This is a genomic window from Cryobacterium gelidum (genome assembly GCF_004403985.1).
GTDB lineage: Bacteria > Actinomycetota > Actinomycetes > Actinomycetales > Microbacteriaceae > Cryobacterium > Cryobacterium gelidum.
In genome coordinates this window covers 118,309-143,793 of sequence record NZ_SOHL01000016.1, presented here as the reverse complement: position 1 = coordinate 143,793, position 25,485 = coordinate 118,309, and the positions used below count along the sequence as shown (strand labels likewise).

Below are 25,485 nucleotides of genomic sequence, written 5' to 3'. Positions count from 1 at the left end.
TGTTGCGGCCCAGGCGTGCGGCCACTAACCGTGTCAGTCGCTCCCCGATGGTGACCCATCTTCGTGCTACGCCAGTTGCGACTCATTTAGCATATCAGCGGATGCCGGTGCCTGCGCCGAATTGCGGGCGACAACGGTCCGCGCCGCGCGAACGGATCAACCGTCTCGTGCGGGAATAGCCGCGGGCGGCCTGCCGTTGATATCAATGTACATGCAGACGTATTGAAGTTGTGGAGGCTGGTATGCAGTTCGGAATCTTCACGGTCGGAGACAGGACCACGGATCCCACCACGGGCGGAACACCGACCGAAAACACCCGCATCAAGGCCATGGTCGCGATCGCACAGAAGGTCGAGGAGGTGGGCCTCGACGTTTTCGCCACGGGTGAGCACCACAACCCGCCGTTCGTGCCGTCGTCGCCGACCACCATGCTCGGTTACATCGCTGCGCAGACCTCCCGGATCATTCTCTCCACGGCCACGACGCTGATCACAACGAGTGACCCGGTGAAAATCGCCGAGGACTTCGCGATGCTGCAGCACCTCGCCGACGGCCGGGTGGACCTCACGCTCGGTCGCGGTAACACCGGTCCGGTCTATCCGTGGTTCGGCCAGGATATTCGCGAGGGCATCCCGCTCGCACTGGAGAACTACGCCCTGCTTCGCCGGCTCTGGCGCGAGGAATTCGTCGACTGGGAAGGCCGGTTCCGCACTCCGCTGCAGGGTTTCCAGTCCACCCCGCGGCCGCTTGACGGCGTGCCGCCATTCGTCTGGCACGGAAGCATCCGCAGTCCCGAAATCGCCGAACAGGCCGCCTATTACGGTGATGGATTCTTCTCGAACCACATCTTCTGGCCCGCCTCACACACCGCGAAGATGGTGCAGTTCTACCGACAGCGTTTCGAGGAGTACGGCCACGGCACCGCCGCGCAGGCCATCGTCGGACTCGGCGGCCAAGTGTTCATGAGCAAGAACTCCCAGGATGCCAAGCGCGACTTCCGCCCCTACTTCGATAACGCGCCGGTCTACGGCAATGGACCGAGTATGGAGGACTTCACCTCGCAGACCCCGCTCACCGTGGGCAGCCCGCAGGAAGTCATCGACCGTACCCTCGGATTTCGGGACTACGTCGGCGACTATCAGCGCCAGCTCTGGCTGATGGACCACGCCGGCCTTCCGCTGAAGACCGTGCTCGAGCAACTCGACATTCTGGGCGAACAGGTCGTGCCCGTGCTCCGCCGCGAGTTCGCGAAGAACCGCCCGGCCGACGTGCCAGAGGCCCCGACCCACCAGTCCTTGGTGATCGCCGCCGGCGGCTCGCCAGTAGAGCCCGCGGCACTCGTTGAGGGAGCGGGCACTCCTAGGTAGGGGTGCCGTCATCCCTGATGCGTGCCGCGGGCGATGCCGTCGGTCAGCGGTCGGCCCGGTGCTCCTGAAGTTCGTCCACGATGAGCAGGTCGGGGCGCAAATGCGCGGTATCGTAGGCGGCCCGGCCCACGAGATGCGCGGCCATCGGCGCGGTCAGAGCCTGGAAGACGACGATCGCGACAACGAGGGTCACGGTGCGGACCGAGAAATTGTTGATCGCGACATCCGCTGTCACGGCCATGAGACCGAAAATCTGCGGCTTGGTCGCGGCGTGCAGGCGCGACAACACGTCGGGAAAGCGGATGAGCCCAATTCCGGCGGCGAGGCACATGGTGGCACCGGCGAGCACGAGAATCGCCGTGAGCACGTCGTGCATAGTGGCGTTCATGCGTTGTCCCGGGTGGGCAGAAAGCGGGCGACGCTGAGCGATCCGAGCACCGCGAACAGGGCCAGTACGAGCAGCACGGGCAGGGTGTCGGTGTGCCGGTTCAGGGCCATCTCGGCGCCAAGGGCACAGACGACCGTGGCGACGAGCACGTCCGAGGCGATGACCCGGTCGAGCACGCTCGGTCCGACGACGATGCGGTACACCGCGAGCAACGCCCCAACCCCGAACATGAACCCGGCGACCACGGCCACAACCTGCAACATCATGACGTTCCCTTTCCATTCATTAGCTTGGCGCGGCGGGCAGCGCGGCGGTTCTCCGGCCGTACCCCGCGCATCCGCTCGACTTCTTCGCGCGAACCGAACCCACGCACAATGCGCCGCTCGGTGTTCTGCACGCGTCGTCGGAAGCTCTCGATATCACCGGCGCTGTGCATATTGAGTACGTGCAGGTACAGAATCGACGATTCCCGGTCGATATCCACCACGATCGAGCCGGGCACGATCGACGTGGCCACGGCGGTCCAGGTGAGAATGAGGTCGCTGCGGGTGTGCAGGCGAATCGCCAGAATTGCGTTGCTCGTGACCAGCCTCGGCTTGACCGCCAGCCAGGCCACGTCGATCGACGCCCACACAATGTCAACGACCAGCCGCATGAAGAACACCACGGTGCGCAGCGGATGCACCCGCCCGCTCAACTGCACCGGCACCAGATAAAACCCCACGGTCACCACCATGCCCACGACGAAGCCGGTGAGCAGGTTCAGCCAGGAAAAATCACCCCACAGCAGCATCCACAGCACGATCAGCGCAATCAGCGGTGGGATCTGGTTGCCGACGGCTGCGAGGCGCTCGCGTGGCGTGGTCATCGGGTGCCCCCCTCGAAGTTCGTGCCCTTGTTGCTGTTTTCGATCGCTCCGGTACCGTTCGGGAACACGGCGTCGATGTAGGTCGATGGCGAGCTGATGTTGCCCGCGGCGCGGGTGGTCAGGTCGAAGATCGGTCCGGCGAAAACGGTCAGGCATAGGGTGAACACGAGCATGGAGGTCGTCGCGCCGACCATCAGCGGTGAAATCGTCTTCTTGAGTACGAGCCCAACGTCTTGCGGGTCTTCCACAAGCGAGGCCGACATCGACGAGGTGTAATCCTTGACCTCTTGCCTGGGCCGCCAGAACGCCATGCTCCACACCCGGGCGAAAGCGTACAGGGTGAGGAGCGAGGTGAGCGCGCCGACCCCGATCAGCACGTAGATGATCGGGTCGCCAACGATCGCGCCGGCCTGAAAGAGTGCGATCTTGCCGAGAAAACCGGAGAACGGCGGGATTCCCCCTAGGTTGAGGGCACCTAGAAAGAACAGAATGGCCACGAGCGGTGACGATTTGAGCAACCCTCCGAGGCGCGACAGCGATGTGGTACCACCGACGCGGTCGATCAGCCCCGCAACGAGAAACAGGGTCGTCTGCACAACGATGTGGTGCACGACGTAGAAGACGGTCGCGGCGATGGCGAGTGGAGTTCCGATCGCAATGCCGAACAGCATGTACCCGACATGACTGACCAGGGTGAACGAGAGCAGCCGTTTAATGTCGGCCTGGGCGAGCGCTCCCAAAATGCCCACGAGCAGGGTCAGCGCCGCAACGATCATGAGCGGCATCGAGAACGGATTGTCGGGAAAGAACAGGGTCTGGGTGCGCAGAATCGCGTAGACACCGACCTTGGTGAGCAGCCCGGCGAACACAGCGGTGACCGGTGCGGGCGCAGTCGGATAGGAGTCCGGTAACCAGAACGACATTGGAAACACGGCCGCTTTGACCCCGAAGGCGGTCAGCAGCAACAGCCCGAGAATCAACTGGATGTCAGCGGGCAGATCGGGCATCCGCTCGGCGATCAAGGCCAGGGTCACCGTGCCGGTGGCGCCGTAGATGAGGGCGATTGCGCTGAGGAACAGCAGCGACGACACCAGGCTCACGACGATATAGGTGATGCCCACTTGAATGCGGGCGCCGGTGCCGCCAAGGGTGAGCAGCACATAGCTCGCCGAGAGCAGCATCTCGAAGCCGACATACATCGAGAACAGGTCACCCGCGACGAAGGCATTGAAGAGTCCGGCGGCCAGCACGAGATAGGTCGGGTGAAAGATCGACACCGGCGCTTCGGTGTCGCCGTCGACGATGCCCTGGCCGACCGCGAACAGCAGCACTCCGAGCAGCATGAGCGCCGAGATGAGCAGCATGATCGCCGATAGCCGGTCGACGACGAGCACGATTCCCCACGGGGCCTGCCAGCCACCGACCTGCACCACGGCGGGCCCAGTCCGGTCGACGAGCACCAGCAATGCCGCGCTCATCACGGTCGCCGCGGTGAGGCTCACCACGCTCACCAGCACCTGCAGGCGACGGTGCAGACCGAGCATCAGGGCGACCGCCGCACCGAGCAGCGGCAGGCACACGATGAGGGGAACCAGGGCGGTCATCGCGCGTCCCCCTCGGCTGGCGCGGAGCGGCCGGAGCGGCCGGCAGCATGCTTTGAGTGCGTGCCGGTGTGAGTCGTGCTGTCTTCGTCACTCGTGGCGCCGTCGCCCCGCTCGAACTCGTCGAGGGATTGCGCGATCGCGTCGTCATCGTCGGACGAGGAGAGGAAGGTGACGTCGGCCTCGCCGGCGCTCTCGGTGGCGTGCTCGTCGGTGAGAGTGTCGCCCTCGTCGCCGAGTTGGGCGAGCCACCACGACCGATAGATGAGCGCGAGCAGCAGCGCGGTGATACCGAAATTGATCACGATCGCGGTGAGCATGAGTACCTGCGGGATCGGGTCGACCATGTCTTCGACGCTCGTACCGGTGACAATCGGTGAGCTGCCGGGGCGGCCGCTCATGATGAAGATGAGCAGGTTGGTGGCATTGCCGACCAGCAGAAGGCCGATCAGCACCCGGGTGAGGCTGCGTTCGAGCATCACATAGACGCCGGCCGCGTACATGACGGCCATCAGGATGACGAGGGTGAGGGAGGCACTCATCGGTCGACCTCTTCGGGAGTTGACGTGGATGCGCCCTCGGGCGCGGGGCCTGGTCGTTGGCCGATCTCGTCGGCCTCACTCTGCCGGTCGATTTCGCTGCCAAGGCTGCGCAGAATGTCGTAGGTCAGGCCGATGACAACGAGGTAGACGCCGACATCGAAGATGGTCGAGGTGCCAAACGATAGGTTGCCGAGCACGGGAACCGTCGCCGTGAAGTACGCCGATTGCAGCGGAATCCCGTCGAAGAAGAGTGAGATGACGCTCATACCCACGGCGAGAATCACGCCGAGTCCGAGAATCTTGCCCGGGTCGATCGGGGCCGCTTCGCCGAGTTCGTAGCGTCCGCCGGCCAGATAGCGGGCCACGAGGGCCAGACCGGCGAGGAGTCCACCGGCGAAACCGCCGCCGGGTAGGTTGTGGCCGGCGAAGAGCAGGTAGATCGACACGATCATGGCGGGGTGAAAGAGCAACCGCACGAGCACTTCGATGAGAATCGACCGGCTGCGCGGAGCGTTCTTGCGCCCGGCCAGGAGGAACGCCTGCCGGGTGACGGCGTGGCCATCGCTGGAGAGTTCAGGGTCGGCGACGACGCGACGACGGTTGGCTGCCGAGCGCAGGCTGCGGGATTCCTTCAGCCGCGGCACGACCGCATTGCGACCCGAGACGAAGAGCAGGCTCGCGACGCCGGTGGCTACGACGATGAGCACGGATACCTCGCCCATGGTGTCCCAGGCGCGAATATCTACGAGCATTACGTTGACGATGTTGTCGCCGTGACCGTCTTCGACCGCCAATCGGGGCAGGGCGCCGGCAATGCTCTCGAACTGACGGGCGCCAAGCGCGATGAAGCCGATGGTACCCATGACCAGGCCCACGAGGCTGCCGATCAACAGGCGTCGCTTGGGGCGCACCGGTTTGTTGTGGTGGGTGATGTTCGCGGGCAGGCGGCGCAGCACGAGCACGAAGATCACGAGGGTGATCGATTCGACCAGCGCCTGGGTGAGGGCGAGGTCGGGCGCGCCGTGAAAAGCGAACAGGGCGACGAGGCCGTAACCGGTGACACCGGCAAGGATGACCGCGGTCATCCGCTGTCCAACGCGCGCCGCCATGACCGCGCAGATGGCCATGATCAGTGCGATGAGCACCTGGCCGGGGTAGTCCCACAACACGATTGTGTCGGGCCAGGTGCGGTTGACGAAGGCTGCGAAGCCGAGGACGAGCACGAAGACGGTGAAGATGGTGCCGAGGTACTGCGGTAGCCCGCCACGCTGGGCGAAGTGGGTGACCCGTGCTGCGAGGCGGTCGACGCCGCGAATGGCCTTGCCGTAGCCGCGGCCGGCGTCGATGTAGTCGGGCACCTTGGCCTGCAGCCGCGAGACCCCGCGTCGGGAGCGGAACAGGAGGGTGCCCAACAGCAGCACGACCACGCTGAGGTAGAAGGCCGGCTCCAGCCCGTGCCATAGCGCCAGGTGATACGGCGCTTCGGTACGACTGCCGACGCCCGGCACGGTATCGGCGTAAGGCGCGAGCAGCGGGTCGAGCACGGAGGCGAACAGTCCGATGCCGATGGTCAGGGCGGTGAGCACACCAGGGGCGAACAATGTGTCCCACGCGCTCGCGTGCAGAACGGTGCCCGGCTGTTTCTTGCGCGTTCCGAATGCACCCCAAAAAAAACGGATGCTGTACGCCACCGTGAGTACGGATCCCACGGCCGTGCCGATGAGCGCCGCGTAGCCCCAGCCGGATCCCCCGACGCCGGCGTCGAGCAGTGAGGTGAACACGGCCTCCTTGGCGACGAAACCCAACAGCGGCGGCAGGCCCGCCATCGACGCGACCGCCACGAGCGCGATGACGGCGAGCGCCGGGGCGCTGCGACCGACGCCGCTGAGCTTGCGCCAGTCGCGGGTGCCTGCCCGATGGTCGATGACCCCGACGACGAGGAACAGCGTGGCCTTGTAGAGGGCGTGGGCGAGCAGCAGGGCGGCGCCGGCGAGCGCGGTGTCGCGGGTGTTGAACCCGATCGCGATCATGAGAAAGCCGAGTTGGCTGACCGTGCCGTAGGCCAGCAGTAACTTGAGGTCATACTGGCGCAAGGCCCGCCAGGCTCCGACAATCATGGTCCAGACGCCGAGGGTCACCAGCACCGGCAGCCAACCGTCGCTGTCGGCATAACCGGGGGCGAGACGGGCGACGATATAGATGCCGGCCTTGACCATCGCGGCGGCGTGCAGATAGGCGCTGACCGGAGTCGGAGCAGCCATCGCGGCGGGCAGCCAGAAGTGGAACGGCACGAGCGCCGATTTTGACAGCGCTCCGACCAGGATGAGCAGAACAGCCCAGGTGCCCATCGTGTCCGTGACCGGGTTGGCGACGATGTAGGAGAGGCTTGTCGTGCCGGCTGCGACCGAGATCATCACGACGCCCACGAGCATGACCAGGCCGCCGAATGTCGTCACGATCAGGGCCTGCAGGGCAGCGCCACGGCTCTCGCGTTTCTGCGTGTAGTGCCCGATCAGCAGGTAGGAGAGCACGCTCGTGATCTCCCAGAACATGAACATGATCACGAGATCGTCGGCCGTGACCAGGCCGTACATGGTTCCGGCGAAGGCGAGCAGCAGGGACGCAAAACGGCCAAGGCTGGGCTCATCGGCACTGAAATAGCGGGCGCAGTACACCAGCACGAGGGCGCCTATGCCGGTGACGACGAGGGCGAGGAGCCAGGCCAGCGTGTCGACCCGAAAAGAGAGGCTGATGCCGAGCTGGGGTATCCACGGGAGCGCCTGGGTCACAGCCCCACCCGCTGTGACCGTGGCAGTTTGCGTGAGCGTGAAGGCGAAGGCACCGGCCGGCAGCAGGGCAATCAGGTAGAAGACGCGGGTGCCGAGGCGGCGGGTGAGCCACGGTGTGAGCACGGACAGCACGGTAAACGCGAGGAGGAATGCAACCATGCGTCCTCCAGGCTTGTCAGGTCGGGGTGTCAAGGTCTAGTCTACTCGCCGACGGGTGGCCCTCGACCGTAGTTTCGGCGGTCGGTCCCGCTCGTGGGCGCGTGTCTCGTTGGTTCGATCGGCTCACAGCGGCACCTCATTTGGGCGTACGAACAGGGCCGCGGAGTAGGGTTGCGCTACCCCCGGCCAACGCCGCGAGCCGCCAGAAGCGCGCTCGCGCGCAGTTTCCGGCCACTTCCCGCGTCACTTTCGAGCCGGCTTCGGCGTCGCGTCGTTTATTTGCGTCGTACCGCCATTCGTAACCGAGAAGCTGTTCTGGAGCAACCGGCCAGCGAAATCGAGTACCGTTTTGAGCCCCACCCACGGCCAGCAGCCCTCCCCCACGCCCCCACTGGGTAACGCGACGCACGGGCACCACGACCACGCGAACCCACGGGGAGAGACCCCGCTCGAGCATATTGAAGACGCGCTGAGCGTGCACGAGGACGATGCCCTGCATAAGGGCCTCAAGTCCCGCCACGTCCAGATGATCGCGATCGGCGGCGCAATCGGCACCGGGTTGTTCCTCGGTGCCGGAGCACGCCTCGCCAGCGCCGGTCCCGCCCTGGTGTTCGTCTATGCGATCTGCGGTTTCTTTGCCTTTCTCATTCTGCGGGCGCTCGGTGAACTGGTGCTGCACCGCCCGAGCTCCGGCTCCTTCGTGTCGTACGCGCGCGAGTTCTTCGGCGAGAAGACGGCTTTCGTGACCGGCTGGCTGTACTGGCTCAACTGGGCGATGACGGCGATCGTCGACGTGACCGCCGTTGCCCTCTACATGAACTTCTTCGCCACCTACTGGGCGCCGTTCGGCTCGATACCGCAGTGGTTGTATGCCCTCGCCGCGCTGGGCCTGGTGATGTTCCTCAACCTGCTCTCGGTCAAGGTGTTCGGGGAGATGGAATTCTGGTTCGCGCTGATCAAGGTGCTCTCGATCGTGGCATTCCTGGTCGTCGGCACCTGGATGGTGATCTTCGGCACGCCACTGGACGGGGCCACCACCGGGTTTGCGCTGATCGGTGCAAACGGAGGCTGGCTGCCGAACGGGCTGATCGCATCCGTTCTCGTGGTGCAGGGCGTCGTGTTCGCGTACGCCTCCATCGAGCTCGTCGGCACGACCGCCGGCGAGACGAAGAACCCCGAAAAGGTCATGCCGAAGGCGATCAACACGGTCATCATTCGCATCGCGGTGTTCTACGTCGGATCGATTCTGCTGCTCTCGCTGTTGTTGCCGTACACGGCATACACGGCCGGCGAAAGCCCCTTCGTCACCTTTTTCGGCACGATCGGGGTGGACGGGGTCGACGTGATCATGAACCTCGTCGTGCTCACTGCGGCGTTGTCCTCGCTGAACGCCGGCCTCTATTCCACCGGACGCATCCTTCGTTCCATGTCGCTTGCCGGTTCGGCACCGCGCTTTGCGGGCAAGATCAGCCGCAACGGGGTGCCGTTCGGCGGCATTCTACTGACGGGGGCCGTGACGCTGCTCGGTGTCGGGCTCAACGCCATCGTGCCCGACGAGGCTTTTGAGATCGTGCTCAACATGGCTGCGATCGGCATCGTGAGCGCCTGGGGCATGATCGTGCTGTGCCAGCTGCGGTTGCAGGCCTGGGCCAAGCGCGGCATCGTGGTGCGCCCGGTGTTCCGCATGCCGTGGGCGCCATACTCGGGCTACCTCACCCTGGTCTTCCTCGTCGGTGTGCTCGTGCTGATGGCATTCGACTGGCCCGTCGGCACGCTGACGATCAGCTCGCTCGTGCTGATCGTTCCCGGGCTGACGATCGGCTGGTACGCCTGCCGCGGCCGCATCCTTGAGATCGCGGCGGCCCGAGATGGCTTCACCGGCCACCTGCCGGTCGTAGCCAACCGTCCGCTCTCCGACCGCCCCCGCCGCTAGCTCGCCCGCCCACCCGCGTTTACCGAGCGGAGCCGGTCAGGAGCGAGCGCGACGGCGGGGCATGCGGTCGGTGATGATCACGAGCAGCAGCGCCACGACCAGCACCCCGACATAGACGATCGGCACCAGCTCGAGGCCGACGGACTCGATCAGTACCGCGCCGAGCAGGGCGCCCCCGCCGATTCCGGCGTTGAATGCGGTCGTGTAGAAGGCACTCGCGGTGTCGCGGATGCGCGGCGACGCTGCGTGCAGCATCCGTGTCTGCAGGAGCGGGGGGAGCATGCCAAATGCCATCCCCCACAACACGAACGCGGCGATCGCCAGGGGCAGCGTGGCCGTGAACACCGCGAGGAGCGTCACGCTGACACCGCTCACGGCCAGACCCAGAATCAAGCCCAGGCTCGGGCGCGGGCCAAAAATCGTGCCGACCAGCAGTAGTCCGACCGCGCCGGCCACGCCATAGGCGAAGAGCAGCGGTGCCACCAGGCCCAGGTCGACACCGAGCCCATCGAGCAGGAACGGCGCAATATAGGTGTAAAAACTGTAGTGGCCGATCATGGTGATGCCGGTGATGAGACAGATCAGCGCCACGGCTGGTACCGTCGCGTCACGCGGCTGCCGGATTTTCGGTGCGGATTTGGTCGCGGAAGCCGATGCCGGGGCTCCGGTGGAGTACCGCGCTACCGGGGGTAGAAACTTCCAGACCAAGACCGCGCCGACGAGCATCAGGCCGGCGAGCACGACGAACGAGAGGCGCCAGCCGAGCAGGTGCCCGCCCGCGGTACCGAGCGGCACGCCGAGGACGAAGGCGAGGGTGCCTCCCGCGACCGTGATGGAGACCGCGCGACCGATCTGGGCTTTCGGCACGAGGTGGCCGGCGTAGGCGCCGACAACCGACCAGAACAGGCCGTGCGCGACGCCGCCGAGCACCCGGGCGGCGACGACGAACTCATAGGTCGGAGCGATAGCGGTGAGGATGTTGCTCACTGCGAAGATGACGAGCACGACGATGATCAGGCCGTGCCGCGGAAAGCGGCGGGTCCAGATGGCCACGGGCGCGCTTGTGAGTACGACCGTGAAGGCGAACCAGGAGACGAGCAGCCCAATCTGCGACTGGGCGACGTTGAGGCTGCGGCTCATCTCGGGAAGCAGGCCGGTCGGCAGCATTTCGCTGGTGACCGAGAGAAAAACGGCGGCGGACAGGGTGATCAGCCCGACCCAGGGGAACGGAGGTACGGCCCGGGTGGAGCGCGTCGAGGAGACGACGGGAATAGACCCGGTGGGCAAGAAGATATTGGCGGTGTTGGTCATGGCTGCACTCACGCTGAGAGTCGAGGACGACCGGTGGGATCATTCACACCGAGGTCGAAGCCACTCGACTGCGCGCCGACGTGCGCGCCCGGGGCCGACTTGTTCAGTGCGACCAAGACGTAGTCTACCCAAACCAGGTACCGCGGCAAGGTGTTGGCCGCTGCATCCGCGCTCGCGCCGGGTATTCTGAGCCAATGACTTCTTCGACCCCGCACCATTGGGTAATCACGCTGGTCTGTGCCGACCAGCCTGGAATCGTGCACGCGGTCAGTGGCGCCATCGTGCAGGCGCGGGGCAACATCGAGGAGAGTCAGCAATTCTCCAGTGATGACACCGGGCGTTTCTTCATGCGGCTGCAGGTGCAGTCGCCGGCGACCCGGCCCGAGCTGGAGACAGCGCTCGCGCCCGTGATCGAACGCTATGCGATGGCGTCGATCATCGATGTCGTCGGGCGTCCGCTGCGCACGCTCGTGCTCGCGTCGTCGGCCGGTCACTGCGTGAACGACCTGCTGTTTCGTCAGCGTGGCGGGCAGTTGCCGGTCGAGATTCCACTCGTGCTCAGCAATCACGGCACACTGCGCGACCTGGTCGGGTTTTACGGCGTTCCGTTCGAGTCGTTGCCGATCACGGATGCCGCCAGCAAGGCCGCTTTCGAGGCCCGCGTCATCGAAGCTGTCGACGAGCTCGATATCGAACTCGTCGTCCTCGCCCGCTATATGCAGATTCTCTCGCCCGAACTGTGCGTTCGGCTCAACGGTCGGGCGATCAACATTCACCACTCGTTCCTGCCGGGGTTCAAGGGTGCCAACCCGTACCGCCAGGCGCACGCCCGCGGCGTGAAGCTGATCGGGGCGACGGCCCACTTCGTGACCGGCGATCTCGATGAGGGGCCGATCATCGAGCAGAACGTGGTGCGGGTCGATCATTCGCGCACCCCGACGGAGCTCGTCTCGATCGGGCAGGACGAAGAGAGCCGCACGCTCACCCAGGCGGTCAAGTGGTTCGCCGAGAACCGGGTACTGCTCGACGGGGCCCGTACCATCATCTTCAAGTAGCGGTCCTGATTTGCGGACCACCTCATGGTCCAGGGCCCCTGACCTATCGTGGGCCCGCTCCGAGCCCGAACCGCGGGGGCGGGACGCAGCGCTAGAATTGACGGGTGACAGACACGCGCGCCCTGCCGAAGATCGGCCCCAACGACATGCTCCGGTTCGTGCTCGAACTCTTCGCCTTCGTCAGCCTCGGAATCTGGGGCTTCGTCGCCTGGCCGCTCCCCTGGCCCGGCGTGCTCCTCGGCCTCGCCACCCCGGCCTTTGCCATCCTGGTCTGGGCACTGTTCCGATCGCCAAAGGCAGTGTTCCGCATCGATCCCTTTGGCAAGGCCTTTATCGAAATCGCCATCTTCGGCTCGGCCGCCATCGCCTGGTGGGACCTCGGTTTTCCCGTTATCACCGTGATCTTCGCCGTCGTCGCCACGGTGAGCGGAATCATCTCGGGGCGCACCGAGCTTCGTTGAATGGCGCTTGGGTCGAGCAATGCCCGGGTGACGCCGTCAATCGGGCATCCCTTGCTCTCTCGTCACGCTACGCCACTGTGCCAAGCCATTCCACCGCGGAAGCGATATCCGTTTCGGTGATGCCGTGGCCACCGGGGCGCAGCCCCTGCTGCACCTGCGCGCCGCGCTGTTCGAGCACGGTGACAAGCCTCTGCACGCTCCGCAACGGCGCCATCGGGTCACTTGTACCGTTCCGGAGCAGCACAGCGGATGCTGCCAGTTCGCTTTTCGCGACCCGCGCGTCAATCGCGTTGGATCCTGCATCCGCGGCAGCCCGGTCGAGCGGATGCATCCCGGAGAACGCGATCACTCGCGCCAGCACCTGGGGGTGTAGCAGCGCCGTGGCGAGGGCGATATTGGCACCGTTCGAGAATCCGACGGCGACCAAGCGGCGATCGCTTAGCTCGTAGTGGCTCCGTGCCCAGATTAGGAATGTGGCGAGGTCATCGGCGCGTCGGGCCACGTCGTCGGTGTCGAAGACGCCCTCCGACCGGCGACGGAACCAGCGGTTCATACCGTTCTCCTGCACCCGACCGCGCGGGGCAAGCACGGCGGCCCGCGGGTCCAGCGCGGGGGCTAGACCGCTGATCTGCTGTTCATCACCCCCGGTTCCGTGCAGCATCAGTAGCACGGGCGCGTCGATCGAACCCGGTCGGAACAGGTGCGGCCACTCGGCTTCCGGTATCGCGACACTCATTCGGCAGCAGCCGGAACCGGCGCAGCAGCATCCGCTACCGCCGGGTTGTTTGCGGGCGGCAGCGTGATCGGCACGACCGCATTCTCAATGGCCTCTCGGCTCGGCTCCAGCCACGGCGGAAGTTTGAGCGAACGGCCGAGCTCGAGCAGCGGCTCGTCGATGTCGAATCCGGGGGTGTCGGTAGCGATTTCGAACAACACGCCGCCGGGTTCGCGGAAGTAGATCGATGTGAAGTACTGGCGGTCGAGAATTGCAGTCACGCCGTAGCCGCGGTCCGCGAGCTGCTCGCGCCATTCGGCTTGGGTTGCCCGGTCGGGGACCCGGAAGGCCACGTGGTGCACGCTGCCGCCAGCAGTCAGGCCCGGCTGTCCATCAGGGTCGGCGAGCACGTCGACGAGGTTTCCGGGCGCACCATCGCCGGCCCCCACGCGAATGCGGCCATCCGTTTCGGAGATGACATGCATGCCGAGATCGGTCGTGAGCACCTGCACGGTCTGCGCCGGGTCGGCCACGGTGAGTACGGAGGAGTGCTGGCCGCGTACCGCGAATTCGGCGGGAACGGCTGCGGAGTCCCAGGGATTGCGCGGATCCACCGTCGACGACGCCACCAGGTCGAGCTGCAGTCCGTCGGGGTCTCGCAGCGAAAGCCGTTCCTCGTGCGAGGAACGCCCGGTGACTTCGGACTCCACGCCGAGCTTCGCGAAATGGTCTTTCCACCAGCCGATGCTGCCCGCCGGAACCGAGAACGCGGTCGTCGTTGACTGGCCGGCGCCGGTGCGGCCGCTGCGAATGCCGGTCCAGGGAAAGAAAGTGAGCAGCGAGCCGGGTCGGCCGGAATCGTCGCCGTAGTAGAGGTGATAGGTGCCCGGGTCGTCGAAGTTCACGGTTTTCTTGACGAGGCGAAGGCCAAGCCCGGTCACGTAGAAGTCGATGTTGCGCTGCGGGGCGCCCGCGATCGCAGTGACATGGTGCAGTCCGGTGGTCTGAACGGTCATGTGGTCTTCTCCTGACAAATCGAGCGGTTGATATTTATGCAAACGCATGCATCCACCATCGTATTCCTTATTTCTCAGACGCGGCGCTCCGATGGCATCCGCAGTGCGTAGGCGGCAGCCAGGAGCAGAAAGACCGCGCCGACGGCAAACCCGGCCGAGAACGAGAAGGTATCAACGAGCAGGCCCGCTACGAGCGGACCGACGATCGCACCGGCATCCGCACACATAGAGAACACCGACACCGGGCGGCCCCCGCGCGCACCGGCGGCATCGCCCACCGCGGCGGCCGGCGCGGTGCCCATGAACGCGGCGGCGACCCCGTAGACACAGAGCAGGGCACCGAGCACCCAGATGTTCGGCGCGAACGAGATGGCCACAATGGCGAGCCCGGCCACAGCGAACGCCCCGATGATGGCTGGTTTACGGCCGACGGTGTCGACAAACCGGGCGGCAGGCGCGAGCGCGAGCGCTTGCGCCACCGCCGCCGCGGCGAGGGCGATGCCGGTCCACGAGCTCGTGCCGCCGAGCACCACCACGACGAAGAGTGGAATGAGCGTCGTACGCACCCCGAGCGAAGTCCACCCCTGAGCAAAGTTGGCCAGGCACGCCGCGCGAAAACGTTCGTCGCGCAGCACGTTCCGAAACGGCGTTCGTTCAGCGGATGCGTCAGCGCCGGCCAGCGCGCTGCCCCGCCCGCCCGAACGCAGCAGAAACAGCCCGACCAGGCCCGCCACGGTGAGGGTGCCGGCGTAGAAGAAGAACGGCGCGGTCAGTGAGATGGTCGCGAGCAGGCTGCCGATCGCTGGGCCGGCCATGCCGCCGATCAGAAATCCGCCCTGATAGAAACCGATGGCGCGGGCCCGGCGACCCGGCTCGGCGGTGCGCAGCAGCAGCGTCATCGCCGACACCGAGAACATTGCCGAACCGATGCCGCCAGCACCGCGTAGCAGCAGCAGTTGCAGGTAGCTGTCGGCGGCGCCGACCAGCCCGCTCGAGAGCGCCACGATTCCGATACCCACGGCCAGCACGGTGCGCTCCCCCGCCCAGTCGATCAACCGGCCGCAGGCGGGGCTGAAGACGAACCGCATGAGCGCGAACGCGGAGACGACCGCCCCGACCTCGAGGTTGCCCACCCCGAAGCTCTGCACGTAGACCGGCAGCACTGGAACGACGACGCCGAACCCCACCATCACGAAGAACGCGATCACGCCGAGCACGATCACGTCGCGGTTCAGGCGGGGCTTGGGCCCCGCGCCGGGCGCAGTCGCCCCCGGTACCGCCAGCCCGCGTACAGCGGATACCCCCGGTCGCCGCCGCATCCATCTCGCCACTCGCATCCCCCCAGCCTAAGCTCCCGCGCTGCGCGGCGGCGGCGGCGGCGGCGGGCTCATCCTGCGAACGCGGGCCCAGGTGCTGTCCTGGACCCGCGGTTCGGGCCCGATGCAGAAGACCTTGCCCGACAACCAAGCGGGGCTACCGCACGACCAACAGGGAACGCGACGCACTGTTCGCGGCAGCGACCGTCTCATTGCCGGCGTAGTGCCCGGCGACCTGGTACAGACCGCGATCGAGCCGGGGCAGCGTGACGCTGCCGTGCCCCTTTGCGTCGAGCGCCACGGTGAAGCGGCGCTTGTCGACCGTGACGGTGGCCGTGTCGCCGACCGCACCCTTGCTGGTCACCGCGACCGACACGGTGACCCGGCTGGAGAAGAAGACGGCCCGGTGATTCAACGTCACCGCAACCTTGGCGGCATACTTCACCACGACCCCCGCAGACGTCGCCGACGCGCTCGGCAGCCCGTCCTTCGACGCGGTCACCAGCACGGTCAGTGTCGTGCCGGCGAGCGCCGCCGTCGGCCGGAAGGTCGAGGAGGTCGCGCCGATAATGTCGACGCCATCGCTTCGCCACTGGTAGCCGAAGACGAGGCCCGCGGTGTTCCATTTTCCGGGATCAGCCGTCAAGACAGATCCGCTTTCGGGGGTGCCGGACACGCTCGGCACCACCGTGTTCACCGGTGCGACCGGTTCGCTGCCTGCGCTGGCGGCAACGGCAAGAATCGTCGATGCTGTGCTGTCGCCGTAATCCACCACGCCGAGATACGGTGTGTTCGGCAGGAGGCCGGCCCAGCTCAGCGTGTATATGTGCGGAACGCCTTGCGATCCTTGGATCGCCGACGGGGTCGCCGTGAACCCGTTGGTGAGTTTCCCCGACGAGACCGAGAAGGTATTCACGTCGAATGCTGTCGAACCGGAGAACACGTCCACGATGACCTGGTAGAAACCTGCCTCCGGGGCAGGAAGGTCAACGAATTCGTCAGCGGAACCGGTGGCGGACTGCCAGCCGGCGATCGGGTCGCCGCCCGGGCCGTCGAGCAGGAGCACGAACAGGTCGAGGTCGGTCGAATCATCCACAGCGTTCAGGTCGAACCGGGCCAGCCGGTCTCCCTGAATCTCCACCTCATAGGTGAACTCATCGCCGGTCGAGCCCGCATCGGTGTGCGGGCTGGACGGGTCGTCGGCGTTGTCCTGGTGTACCCCGTTGGCGAGGCCGCTGAGGTTCAGCGCGACCGGCTCGGACCCGCCCGGCGTCACCGTGACGTCAACCGAGCCGTCGAGGCCGGTGCCGCTCACCTGCGTGGGGGCCACGACGGTGACGGGTCGAATCGCGATCGGGCTGTGCACGATGTCGAAGAAGTCCCCCGGGTCGCCCGATCCGCCATTACCGAAGCCCCAGTCCAGCGAACCGGTGGCATAGACGTCGAGTGGGGCATCCGTTCGGGTGAACGTCACCGTGTAGCTCTGTGTTTCGCCAACGCTGTCGAAGGTCAACGTGGCCGGCGAGACGACCGCGTTGATACCGGGAATATCGATCGGGGTCGCCGTATAGGTGCCTTCCCGGGCGCTCATCACCGTGCGGGTCACGGTCTCCGGCGCGGCCAGGGCGCCAATCGTGATGGACGGCAGATTCAGGTTGCTCGCGTCAATAGGATCCACACCGGCGTCGAATCCGATTCCCTGGAGGTAGGCCAGCCAGTCGGCGGGGCCGCTCTGGTAGATCAATCCTGGAAAGTCGAACGCGGTCGGGTTGACGCTGCCAGCGCCCTGCGCGAACGGGTCGCTGACCCGGTCGCCGTCGGCACCGACGGTGTCCTTGGCGGTCGTCATCATGACCGACTTGATTTCGGCCGGTGTCGCGAGCGGCTTGACACCGAGATACAGCGCGGCCAGGCCGGCGATGTGCGGGCTGGCCATGGAAGTTCCGGACAAAAACTTGAACGTCGGCTCGGTACCGGCCGCGTTAGCACCGTCGGCGAGAATCCCCACGCCGGGAGCGGCGATATCGGGTTTGAGGATGTCGCCGCCGTCGGCTGTCAGCGGACCGCGGGAGGAGAATCCGGCGATCTGCGGAACCGCGGTCTGTACGTCGGTCGTGTTTTCGGGCGTGAACGTGACTGTCGCCGCGACGGTCGCTGCGTAGGCATAGATCGGGTCGAAGGCGGGAGCATCCAGGTGGATGCTCGGCACCGCGTGCTCGTCCGGGTCAACGTCGAGCGGGGTGCGGTTGACCAGCACCATGCCGCTACCGCCGGCCCGCAACACCTCCGCCGATTTATCCACCCGGTTGTAGACGCCACGCTCGCAGAACACGATCGCCCCGTCGACCTTCGCATCGTCGAGTGCGCCGGGCGCGCAGAGCAGCGCGTCGGCCGGGTCGAAGCCGTCGACCGCCACGAGGTCGGCGCGGACCAGATCGCCCGCCAGCGGGGCCGCGCCCGGCGTGCGGTCCACGGTTATGGAGGCTCCGGCATAGGCCGAGCCGTTGCCGAGGGTGGCAGTGGCTTCGTAGGCTGGAATCGTGCTCGCCGCGACCGTGGTGATCCACGGTGCGGCGTTGTCAACGGTCGATGGGCCAGGCCCGGCGTTGCCAGCGGATGCCGCCACGAAAATTCCCGCAGCCGCAGCTCCCAAGAATGCTTGGTCGGACGCCGAGAAGGTGGTCTGCGCCGGGCTGCCGCCGAGCGAATAGTTGATCACATCGACCCCATCCGAGATCGCCTGGTCCAGGGCCTTCAGGATGTCGGACTCGGCGCAACCATCGTCGTCCGTCGACCGGGAATCGACGCCCGACCAGCAGACCTTGTAGGCCGCGATCTTCGCTCCAGGGGCAACGCCCGAGATGGCACCGAAACCGACGCCGCTCACGTTGGCATCAATGTTGAAATTGCCGCCGACGGTGCTCGCGGTGTGCGAACCGTGTCCATCGCCGTCACGCGGGGAGACATATTCGCCGGTCGCGGCCGTGCCGATCTGATCGGCGCCGAAGCCGTCGAGGTAGTACCGGGCGCTCACGATTTTCGTGCTGCAGGCGCTCGGGGTAAATTGTTCTCCGGTCTGGCAGGTGCCGGTGAAGGTGTTGCCGTCAGCCTTGTTCATGGTGATGGTGTCCCCGTCGAGCCACGGCTGGTCGCCCGGCGACGTGCCGAGCGGCTCTCCGGCGAATGACGGGTTCTCGGGGGCGATCCCCGAGTCGAGCACGCCGATGACGATACCCTTGCCGGCCTCGTTCGGGCCACCGAGCTTGGACCACAGGCCGGTGGGGCCGCTCAACCGCAAAAAATCGGTTGACGACTCGACCGTGAGGTGTTTGAGAGCATCGGGTTCGACCGACATCACGTTCTTCTTCATCGCGAGGGCTGCCGCCTGCTTGCCGGTCAGCTGCGCCGCGAACCCGTTGAGGGCGAGCGTGTAGGAGTACGCCAGGGTGGCATCGACGGAGGCCGCCACCTCGCGCTGGACGCGTGTGAGATAGTCCCGGTAGTTCTCGGCCGAGCGGCTCTGCGTGTCGAGCTTGGCCCCGGCATCTGGCATGGTGGCCGAGAAACCGTTGACACCGCCCCGATACAGTGCGACAGCCTCGTCGCTGAGGGTCACGATGTAGCGGCCGGCCGTGAAATCCATCCGCTGCCCACCGGGCGAGGCGATGCTGCCGAACGGACCGGTCGCAGCAGGGGCGGCGCCGGCGGGCAGTGTGCCGCCGCCGAGTATTGAAGCGCCTATCAGGGCGACGGCGACGGTGGCCGCGATTGTGGCACGGCGACGCGTGCGAGATTTTGGCGTCGGGTTCAGTGCTGAATCCGGCGCTGACATCGTTCGCCTGAAGAAAGAACTCACGTGGGCGTCCCATCCGATCGGGGTGCGAGGTGGTCTCGTTCCACACAGGAACGGTTCGCTGTTCCACGGCGCGGGACAGTTCGCACGTGACGGTAGCGCGCTCGCCACCCCCCGGATAGGGGCACTTCGCAGATACCGCACGCAGGGGCAGGGCGTGGGTGAACGCGGGGTGTGCCAACGAACGCGCGCCGCAGCATCCGCTTCGAAACGGATGCTGCGGCGCGTGCCGGCCGCTTCGAAACGGATGCTGCGGCGCGCGTCGGCCGCTCGGCCCGGCTACCGCACGGTCAGCGTGCGCCCTTTGCTCGTCGCTGCGGCGATGAGGTCGGTGCCCGCATAGTGCGCGGTGACCGTGTATGTGCCGCGGTCGAGACCGTTCAGCGTGAGCGATCCCGTGCCCGTTGCGTCAAGGGCCACGTTGTAGCTCGTGTCGTCGACCAGAATTTGCACCGCCCCCGGCTGCGCCGAGCGCGGTGCCTTGGTCTTCACCGAGACGTCGATCTTCACGCCGGTCGAGTGCCGCTGGGACTTCGACTCCAGCGTGAGGTCGAGAGTGGACTGGTACTTCATGACCACCCCGGCCGACGTTGCGATACCGTCCGGCAGACCATCACCCGTCGCGGTGACCACCACGGTGAGCGTCTGGCCAGCGACCGACGTGGTCGGCTTGTAGTCGACCGTGGTGGCCTTCTTGATATCGCGACCATCGGACTGCCACTGATAGCTGAAGGCCAGGCCGGCAACGTTCCACACACCGGGGTTGGCGGTCAGTTTCTGACCGACGACAGCGACGCCCTCGATCGAGGGCGCGACAGTGTTGACGGGAGCCTCGGGCTCGGGTGCCGCGCCGCTGGCCACCGACACCACCGTCGATACCGTGGTGTCGCCGTAGCCGACCAGGCCGAGATACCCGGTCTCGGGCGTCAAGCCCGTCCAGGACAGCGAGTACGTCGCCGCGACACCCTGCTGGCCGGCGACGACAGCTGGCGCGGCCGCGAACGACCCCTCGCCGGCGCCGGCGAGCACCGAGTAGGTGTTGACGTTGAACGCGGTCGATCCGCTGTAGACGGAGTTGACCACCTGGTAGAAGCCGGCCTGCGGATCGACCAGGTCGAGGCGCTCATCGGCCGACCCGGTCGCGGACTGCCAGCCGGCGACCGGCGTTCCACCGTCACCGTCCAGACGGTAGACGATCAGGTCGAGGTCGGCGGTCTGATCGAGTGCATCGAGGTCGAAGCGGGCGAGCTGGGTGCCCTCTGGCACCTCGACCTGGTAGCGGAACTCGTCCCCGGCTGCGCCCGTTCCGGTGTTCGGGCTCGAAGGGTTGGCCGGGTCGCTCTGGTGCAGCCCGGCCGCGAGCCCGATCAGGTTCAGCGGCACGTCTCCGGTGGCTCCGGGCGTGATGGACACGTCGACCGAGCCGTCGACGCCGGTGCCCTCCGCGGTGGCGGGGGCAACGAGGGTCACCGGCTGGATGGCGACGGGACTGTGCACGAGCGTGCCTGCGTCACTCACCCAGTTGAGCGCGCCGGTCGAGAACGTGTCGAGCGGGGCATCCGTTCGGGTGAAGGTCACGGTATAACTGGCCGATTCGCCCGCGGCACCGAAGCTCAACGTGGCGGGCGAAACGATCGCGTTGATGCCGGGCACGGTGACCGGCTGCGCCCTGAAGGTGCCGGCTTCGGTGCTGGTGACGGTGCGCGTGATGGTTTCCGGTGCGGTCAGTGCCCCGATCGCGATCGAAGCCAGGTTGAGGTTGCTCGGGTCGACCGGGTCGGCGCCGACGTCGTAGCCGATGCCCTGAATGTACGAGTACCAGTCGGCGGTGTCGTTCAAATAGAGCAGGCCCGGCTCGAACATCTTCGTCGGGTCGACGTGTCCGGCGCCTTGGACGAACGGGTCGGTGACGGTGACACCGTTGGCGTCGACGGTGTCGTAGGCGCTTGTCATCAGGGCCGATTTGATCTCACCCGGCGTCGCGAGCGGGCGTTCACCCAGGTACAGGGCGGCGAGCCCGGCGATCTGCGGGCTCGACATCGATGTCCCCGAGAGGAACTGCCAGGTCGGCTCGCCACCCGCAGCATTGGGCCCGTCGGCGAGAATGGCCACGCCGGGCGCGGTCACATCGGGCTTCAGGATGTCGCTGCCGTCGGCGAGTACCGGTCCGCGGGAGGAGAACCCGGCCACCTGCGGTGTCGGCGGCGTGTAGCTGGTCGTGTTGCCATCGGTGAACACGACGGATGCCCCGGCGCTGCCCGCGTAGCCAAACGTCGCATCCCAATATGGCGCGTCGAGGTGAACGGTGGGCACGGCGTGCTCGTCGGTGTCGACCGAGCCGGGCACGCGGTTCACCAGGAGCATGCCGATGCCGCCGGCCCTCAGTACCTCGGCCGATTTCGCTACCCGGCCATAGACACCGCGTTCACAGAACACGACGGTGCCGGCGACCTGCGCGGCATCGAGGGAATCGGGGCCGCAGAGCCGGGCGTCGCCCGGGTCGTGGCCGGCGACGGCCACGAGGTCACCGCGCACGAGCGGTCCGGCCAGCGGGCTGGCGCCAGGGGTACGGTCGACCGAGATCGATCCGCCCGCGTAGGCGGTGCCGTCGCCGAGAGTCGCGGTGGCCTCGTAGCCGGGGATGGTGCTCGCGGCGACGGTGGTGATCCACGGGGCCGCGTTGTCGAGCGTGGAAGCGCCGGGGCCGGAGTTTCCGGCCGAGGCTGCCACGAAGATGCCGGCGGCGGCCGCGCCGAGGAAAGCCTGGTCGGTCGGCGAGACCGTTGTGTCGGCCGCTCCGCCGCCGATCGAATAATTCAGTACGTCGACGTTGTCGGCGACGGCCTGATTGATGCCGGCCAGCAGGTCGGAGGTGGCGCAGCCGTCATCGGTGGACAGTGCGGGGTCCGGGCCGGACCAGCACACCTTATAGGCGGAGATCTTTGCCGCCGGGGCGACGCCGGAGATGAGTCCGTAGTCGAGTCCGCTGATGGTCGCGGTCACGTCGTGGTTGCCGCCGGCGGTGCTCGCGGTGTGCGACCCGTGGCCGTCGCCATCGCGAGGCGAGAGGTATTCGCCGGTAGCAGCGCCGCCGATACGGTCGACGCCGAAGCCGGTCACGAAGTAGCGCGCACCGACAATCTTGGTGTTGCAGTCGTTCGCGGCAAACTGCAGCCCGGTGACGCACTGGCCGGTGAAGGTGGCGCCGTCGCTCTTGTTCATGGTGATGGTGTCACCGTCGAGCCAGGGTTCCTTACCGGCCGTGTTGCCGAGCACGTCGCCGGAGAAGGAGGGGTTCTCCGGCGCGATTCCGGTGTCGAGCACACCGATGACGACGCCCGCGCCCGCGGTTTCAGTGCCGCCGGTATTCGCCCAGACGCCGTCATCGCCGGAGAGCCCGAGAAAATCGGTCGATGAGGTTGCCGTCACGTGCTTGAGCTCGTCGGGCGTGATGGCCACGACCTCTTTCTCGGCCGAGAGCGCGGCGGCCTGCGCGGCGGTGAGTTCGGCCGCGAACGCGTTGAGGGCGAGTGTGTAGGAGTAGTCGATCGTGGCATCAACGGATGCCGCCACCTTCTTCTGCTTGCCGCTTAGATAATCGGAATAGCTTGCCGAGGCGCGACTGCGCGGGTCGAGGCGGGCACCGGCATCCGGGGTGGTCGGGGCAAAGCCGTCGATCCCGCCGGTGTAGGTGGCGACGGCGTCGTCGGCCAGGGTCACGATGTAGCGGCCGTCGGTGAAGTCGGTGACCGGCTGGCCGATGCCGGCGCCGATGATGCCGCCGAGTCCGGGAGCCGGCGGGGCGGCTGCAGCGCCGGTCACGCCGACCAGGGCGGCGGCGACGACGAGGGTCGTGGTCACGAACGCCGCCATCACCTTTCGCCTCGGCAGTGGAGCGAACTGCGGGTTTTCTGGCGGGAGTGCGATTCGCCTGAAGTGTGATTTCACGTGCGTGTCCAATCGGATCGGAATGCGCTGACCGCTCTGCCCCAGTTCAGGGTGCAGCGTGATCGTGAACGTATCGCACGAGTCCCACCCCCGTACAGTGCGCAGATTGCTGGGTAACATTATCGTTATCTTGGCGTCTGCACAATTCGAGCCTCGAAATGCTCCCGATTCAGACCGGTCTGTCTATGACTGGGTGTACCGGTCTGTCCGCTTTTTCCGACCCTCCGGAGGCAACCGAAGCCACGCGAGCCGCCGCGATGTCCCGGCGTCCGCCGATCGCGCGCAGCGCGTTCACAATGGTCACCAGATCGACGATCTCCTGGCTGATCGCTCCCGCCGTCGCAGGAATCAGCCCGAACGCCGCGACGACCATGAGGACGACGCTCAGAATAATGCCCAGCCAGATGCTCTGCAGGGCCACCTGCACGGTGTCTTTCCCGATGCGCACGGCACGCACGGTGCGGGAGATATCGTCGAGCAGAATGACCACGTCGGCCGATTCGCTCGCCGCCGTCGACCCCTTCGCTCCCATTGCGATGCCCACGTCGGCGACGGCCAGCACGGGAGCGTCGTTGACACCGTCACCGACCATGATCACCGGCCGCCGGGTGAGTGCCCGCACCGCATCGACCTTGTCGCTCGGCAGGCAATCCGCCCGCACGTGTACGATGCCGGCTTTGCTCGCCACGTGCTGGGCGGTGCCGCGCGCATCGCCGGTGAGCATGAGATTTTCCCGCACACCGAGGCGTGCCAGGTCGACGACCGTTTGGCGGGCGTTCTCCCGCACCCGGTCGCTCGCCACGATGCTGCCCGCGAATCGATCGTCGACGGCGATGTACATGGCCAGCTCGCCGCCGACCAGGTGCGTGGCCGTGGCATCCGCCGTTCCCTCGTTGATGAAGGAAAGCTTGCCGATCCGCACCACGCCGGCCCCGAATCGCGCCTCAACACCGAAGGTCGCGGCTTCGCTCGCCGAGTCCGCCGTGTGCAATTCGAGACCGCGCTCGTGCGCGGCCGCGATAACGGATGCCGCGAGCACGTGACTCGAATACTGCTCGGCCGATGCCGCCAGGGTCAACAGCTCGTCGGCGCTGAACCCCGCTTCGGGGCGCATCTCGGTGATCGTGGGTGTTCCGTAGGTGAGCGTTCCGGTTTTATCGAAGACGACCGTTTGGGCACGGGAGAGCGCTTCGAGCACCCCGGCGCCCTTGACGATGATGCCGTTGCGGGCGGCGCGACTCATGCCGCCCATGAACGCGACCGGCGCGGCCAGCAGCAGCGGACACGGTGTCGCCACCACGAGCACCTCGGCGAACCGCACCGGATCATTGGAGAGCATCCAGGCGAGTCCGGCGAGTGCGAGCGCGCCCGCGGTGAACGGCACGGCATAGCGGTCGGCGAGTCGCACCACCGGGGCTTTGCTCTGCGATGCCTCTTCGACGAGGGCGATGATGTGCTGGTACTGACTGTTCGCGGCAGTCGCCGTGGCGACAATGGTCGCCGCCAGCTGCCCATTGATCGATCCGCTCAGCACCCCCTCACCGGCCGTGCGTTCGACCGGGAGGCTCTCGCCGGTGAGCGAGGACTCGTCGAACACGGCGCTGTCGGACCGCAGTTTTCCGTCGACGGGCACGACCTCGGCGGGGCGCACGAGGAGGAGGTCCCCCACACGCACCTCGGTGGCGGGCACGTCGATGGCCTCTTTCGACGCGGCGTCGAGTCGATGCGCGATTTGGGGGGCGCGTTTCAGCAGCGCGTCGAGCTCACGGGCTGCCCGCCCCGCCGCGAAGTCTTCGAGGGCTTCCCCGCCAGCGAGCATGAGCACAATGAGTAGGGTTGCCACATATTCGCCGACGAGAACGGTTGCGACGATCGCGATGATGGCAAGCAGGTCGACGCCGAAGCTACCCCGAAACAGTTGCCGCAGCATACCAACGGATGCGATCAGGGCTGCGGCCAAACCGAACCCGCTGAACAGCCAGCGCACCACATCCGCTGCCCCGACGAGAGCCAAGACCAGCCCGAGCAGGCCGACGAGGACGGTGGCGCAAACGAGGGGATAACGGCGCACAAGCGCGAGAGGGCGAGCCATGCCCGAATTCTCCCGCTCTCCGCGGCTTTTCGCCACCACACCGCGCCACGCCGGCACCCCGGAAAGCCCAC

17 protein-coding genes and 1 riboswitch are annotated in these 25,485 nt (G+C 66.5%); of the genes, 4 read left to right on the top strand and 13 right to left on the bottom strand.

Features of this window, described 5'->3' with window-relative positions; genetic code table 11:
- Positions 1 to 89: riboswitch (ZMP/ZTP riboswitch) on the bottom strand.
- Between the two features lie 153 nt (positions 90 to 242).
- Positions 243 to 1,367, top strand: a complete 1,125-nt coding sequence (locus E3T50_RS10940; RefSeq protein WP_134551832.1) for an LLM class flavin-dependent oxidoreductase — start codon at positions 243 to 245, stop codon at positions 1,365 to 1,367.
- 43 nt (positions 1,368 to 1,410) lie between these two features.
- Here E3T50_RS10940 and mnhG read toward each other — a convergent pair whose 3' ends face one another.
- From mnhG to E3T50_RS10910, 6 genes are read right to left on the bottom strand one after another with little or no spacing between them, the layout of a single operon-like run.
- Positions 1,411 to 1,755 (bottom strand): monovalent cation/H(+) antiporter subunit G, encoded by a 345-nt coding sequence (gene mnhG, locus E3T50_RS10935; protein ID WP_134551831.1) that lies wholly within the window; start codon positions 1,753 to 1,755, stop codon positions 1,411 to 1,413.
- Entirely contained in the window at positions 1,752 to 2,018 is a 267-nt protein-coding gene (locus E3T50_RS10930) for an MrpF/PhaF family protein (protein WP_134463634.1), read from the bottom strand. Before E3T50_RS10930 ends, mnhG begins: the two co-directional genes overlap by 4 nt.
- Entirely contained in the window at positions 2,018 to 2,623 is a 606-nt protein-coding gene (locus E3T50_RS10925) for a Na+/H+ antiporter subunit E (RefSeq protein WP_166784276.1), read from the bottom strand. Before E3T50_RS10925 ends, E3T50_RS10930 begins: the two co-directional genes overlap by 1 nt.
- Complete coding sequence (locus tag E3T50_RS10920) at positions 2,620 to 4,227, bottom strand: Na+/H+ antiporter subunit D (RefSeq protein WP_134551829.1); 1,608 nt, start codon at positions 4,225 to 4,227, stop codon at positions 2,620 to 2,622. Before E3T50_RS10920 ends, E3T50_RS10925 begins: the two co-directional genes overlap by 4 nt.
- The gene (locus tag E3T50_RS10915; protein WP_134551828.1) at positions 4,224 to 4,766 is read right to left on the bottom strand and encodes a sodium:proton antiporter; all 543 of its coding nucleotides are present in this window, start codon (positions 4,764 to 4,766) and stop codon (positions 4,224 to 4,226) included. The genes E3T50_RS10920 and E3T50_RS10915 overlap by 4 nt, the downstream gene beginning before the upstream one ends.
- Positions 4,763 to 7,714: a Na+/H+ antiporter subunit A gene (locus E3T50_RS10910; RefSeq protein ID WP_134551827.1), complete on the bottom strand. Its 2,952-nt coding sequence runs from the start codon at positions 7,712 to 7,714 to the stop codon at positions 4,763 to 4,765. The genes E3T50_RS10915 and E3T50_RS10910 overlap by 4 nt, the downstream gene beginning before the upstream one ends.
- 457 nt (positions 7,715 to 8,171) lie before the next feature.
- On the opposite strand from E3T50_RS10910, the gene E3T50_RS10905 reads away from it, so the two are divergent.
- Entirely contained in the window at positions 8,172 to 9,647 is a 1,476-nt protein-coding gene (locus E3T50_RS10905; protein ID WP_420898728.1) for an amino acid permease, read from the top strand.
- 36 nt (positions 9,648 to 9,683) lie between these two features.
- On the opposite strand, the gene E3T50_RS10900 is transcribed toward E3T50_RS10905, so the two are convergent.
- Positions 9,684 to 10,970 (bottom strand): MFS transporter, encoded by a 1,287-nt coding sequence (locus E3T50_RS10900; RefSeq protein ID WP_241990878.1) that lies wholly within the window; start codon positions 10,968 to 10,970, stop codon positions 9,684 to 9,686.
- Between the two features lie 182 nt (positions 10,971 to 11,152).
- On the opposite strand from E3T50_RS10900, the gene purU reads away from it, so the two are divergent.
- Complete coding sequence (gene purU, locus E3T50_RS10895; protein ID WP_134551825.1) at positions 11,153 to 12,013, top strand: formyltetrahydrofolate deformylase; 861 nt, start codon at positions 11,153 to 11,155, stop codon at positions 12,011 to 12,013.
- A gap of 104 nt (positions 12,014 to 12,117) precedes the next feature.
- Positions 12,118 to 12,474: a YrdB family protein gene (locus E3T50_RS10890; RefSeq protein ID WP_241978478.1), complete on the top strand. Its 357-nt coding sequence runs from the start codon at positions 12,118 to 12,120 to the stop codon at positions 12,472 to 12,474.
- Positions 12,475 to 12,541: 67 nt separating this feature from the next.
- Here E3T50_RS10890 and E3T50_RS10885 read toward each other — a convergent pair whose 3' ends face one another.
- The 6 genes from E3T50_RS10885 to E3T50_RS10860 all read right to left on the bottom strand — a co-directional run bounded on the left by E3T50_RS10885 (position 12,542) and on the right by E3T50_RS10860 (position 25,414).
- Positions 12,542 to 13,210 carry an alpha/beta hydrolase gene (locus E3T50_RS10885; protein WP_134551824.1) on the bottom strand — a complete coding sequence of 223 codons (669 nt, stop codon included), beginning with the start codon at positions 13,208 to 13,210 and terminating at the stop codon, positions 12,542 to 12,544.
- Positions 13,207 to 14,205: a ring-cleaving dioxygenase gene (locus E3T50_RS10880; RefSeq protein WP_134463502.1), complete on the bottom strand. Its 999-nt coding sequence runs from the start codon at positions 14,203 to 14,205 to the stop codon at positions 13,207 to 13,209. Before E3T50_RS10880 ends, E3T50_RS10885 begins: the two co-directional genes overlap by 4 nt.
- 74 nt (positions 14,206 to 14,279) lie before the next feature.
- Positions 14,280 to 15,542, bottom strand: coding sequence for an MFS transporter (locus E3T50_RS10875; RefSeq protein WP_241990877.1), 1,263 nt, complete (start codon positions 15,540 to 15,542; stop codon positions 14,280 to 14,282).
- 136 nt (positions 15,543 to 15,678) lie between these two features.
- Positions 15,679 to 19,353 (bottom strand): S8 family peptidase, encoded by a 3,675-nt coding sequence (locus E3T50_RS10870; protein ID WP_134551823.1) that lies wholly within the window; start codon positions 19,351 to 19,353, stop codon positions 15,679 to 15,681.
- A 300-nt stretch (positions 19,354 to 19,653) separates the two neighbouring features.
- Positions 19,654 to 23,235: a S8 family serine peptidase gene (locus E3T50_RS10865; protein WP_241990876.1), complete on the bottom strand. Its 3,582-nt coding sequence runs from the start codon at positions 23,233 to 23,235 to the stop codon at positions 19,654 to 19,656.
- A gap of 256 nt (positions 23,236 to 23,491) precedes the next feature.
- The gene (locus E3T50_RS10860) at positions 23,492 to 25,414 is read right to left on the bottom strand and encodes a heavy metal translocating P-type ATPase (protein ID WP_134551822.1); all 1,923 of its coding nucleotides are present in this window, start codon (positions 25,412 to 25,414) and stop codon (positions 23,492 to 23,494) included.
- Positions 25,415 to 25,485 lie beyond the last annotated feature (71 nt).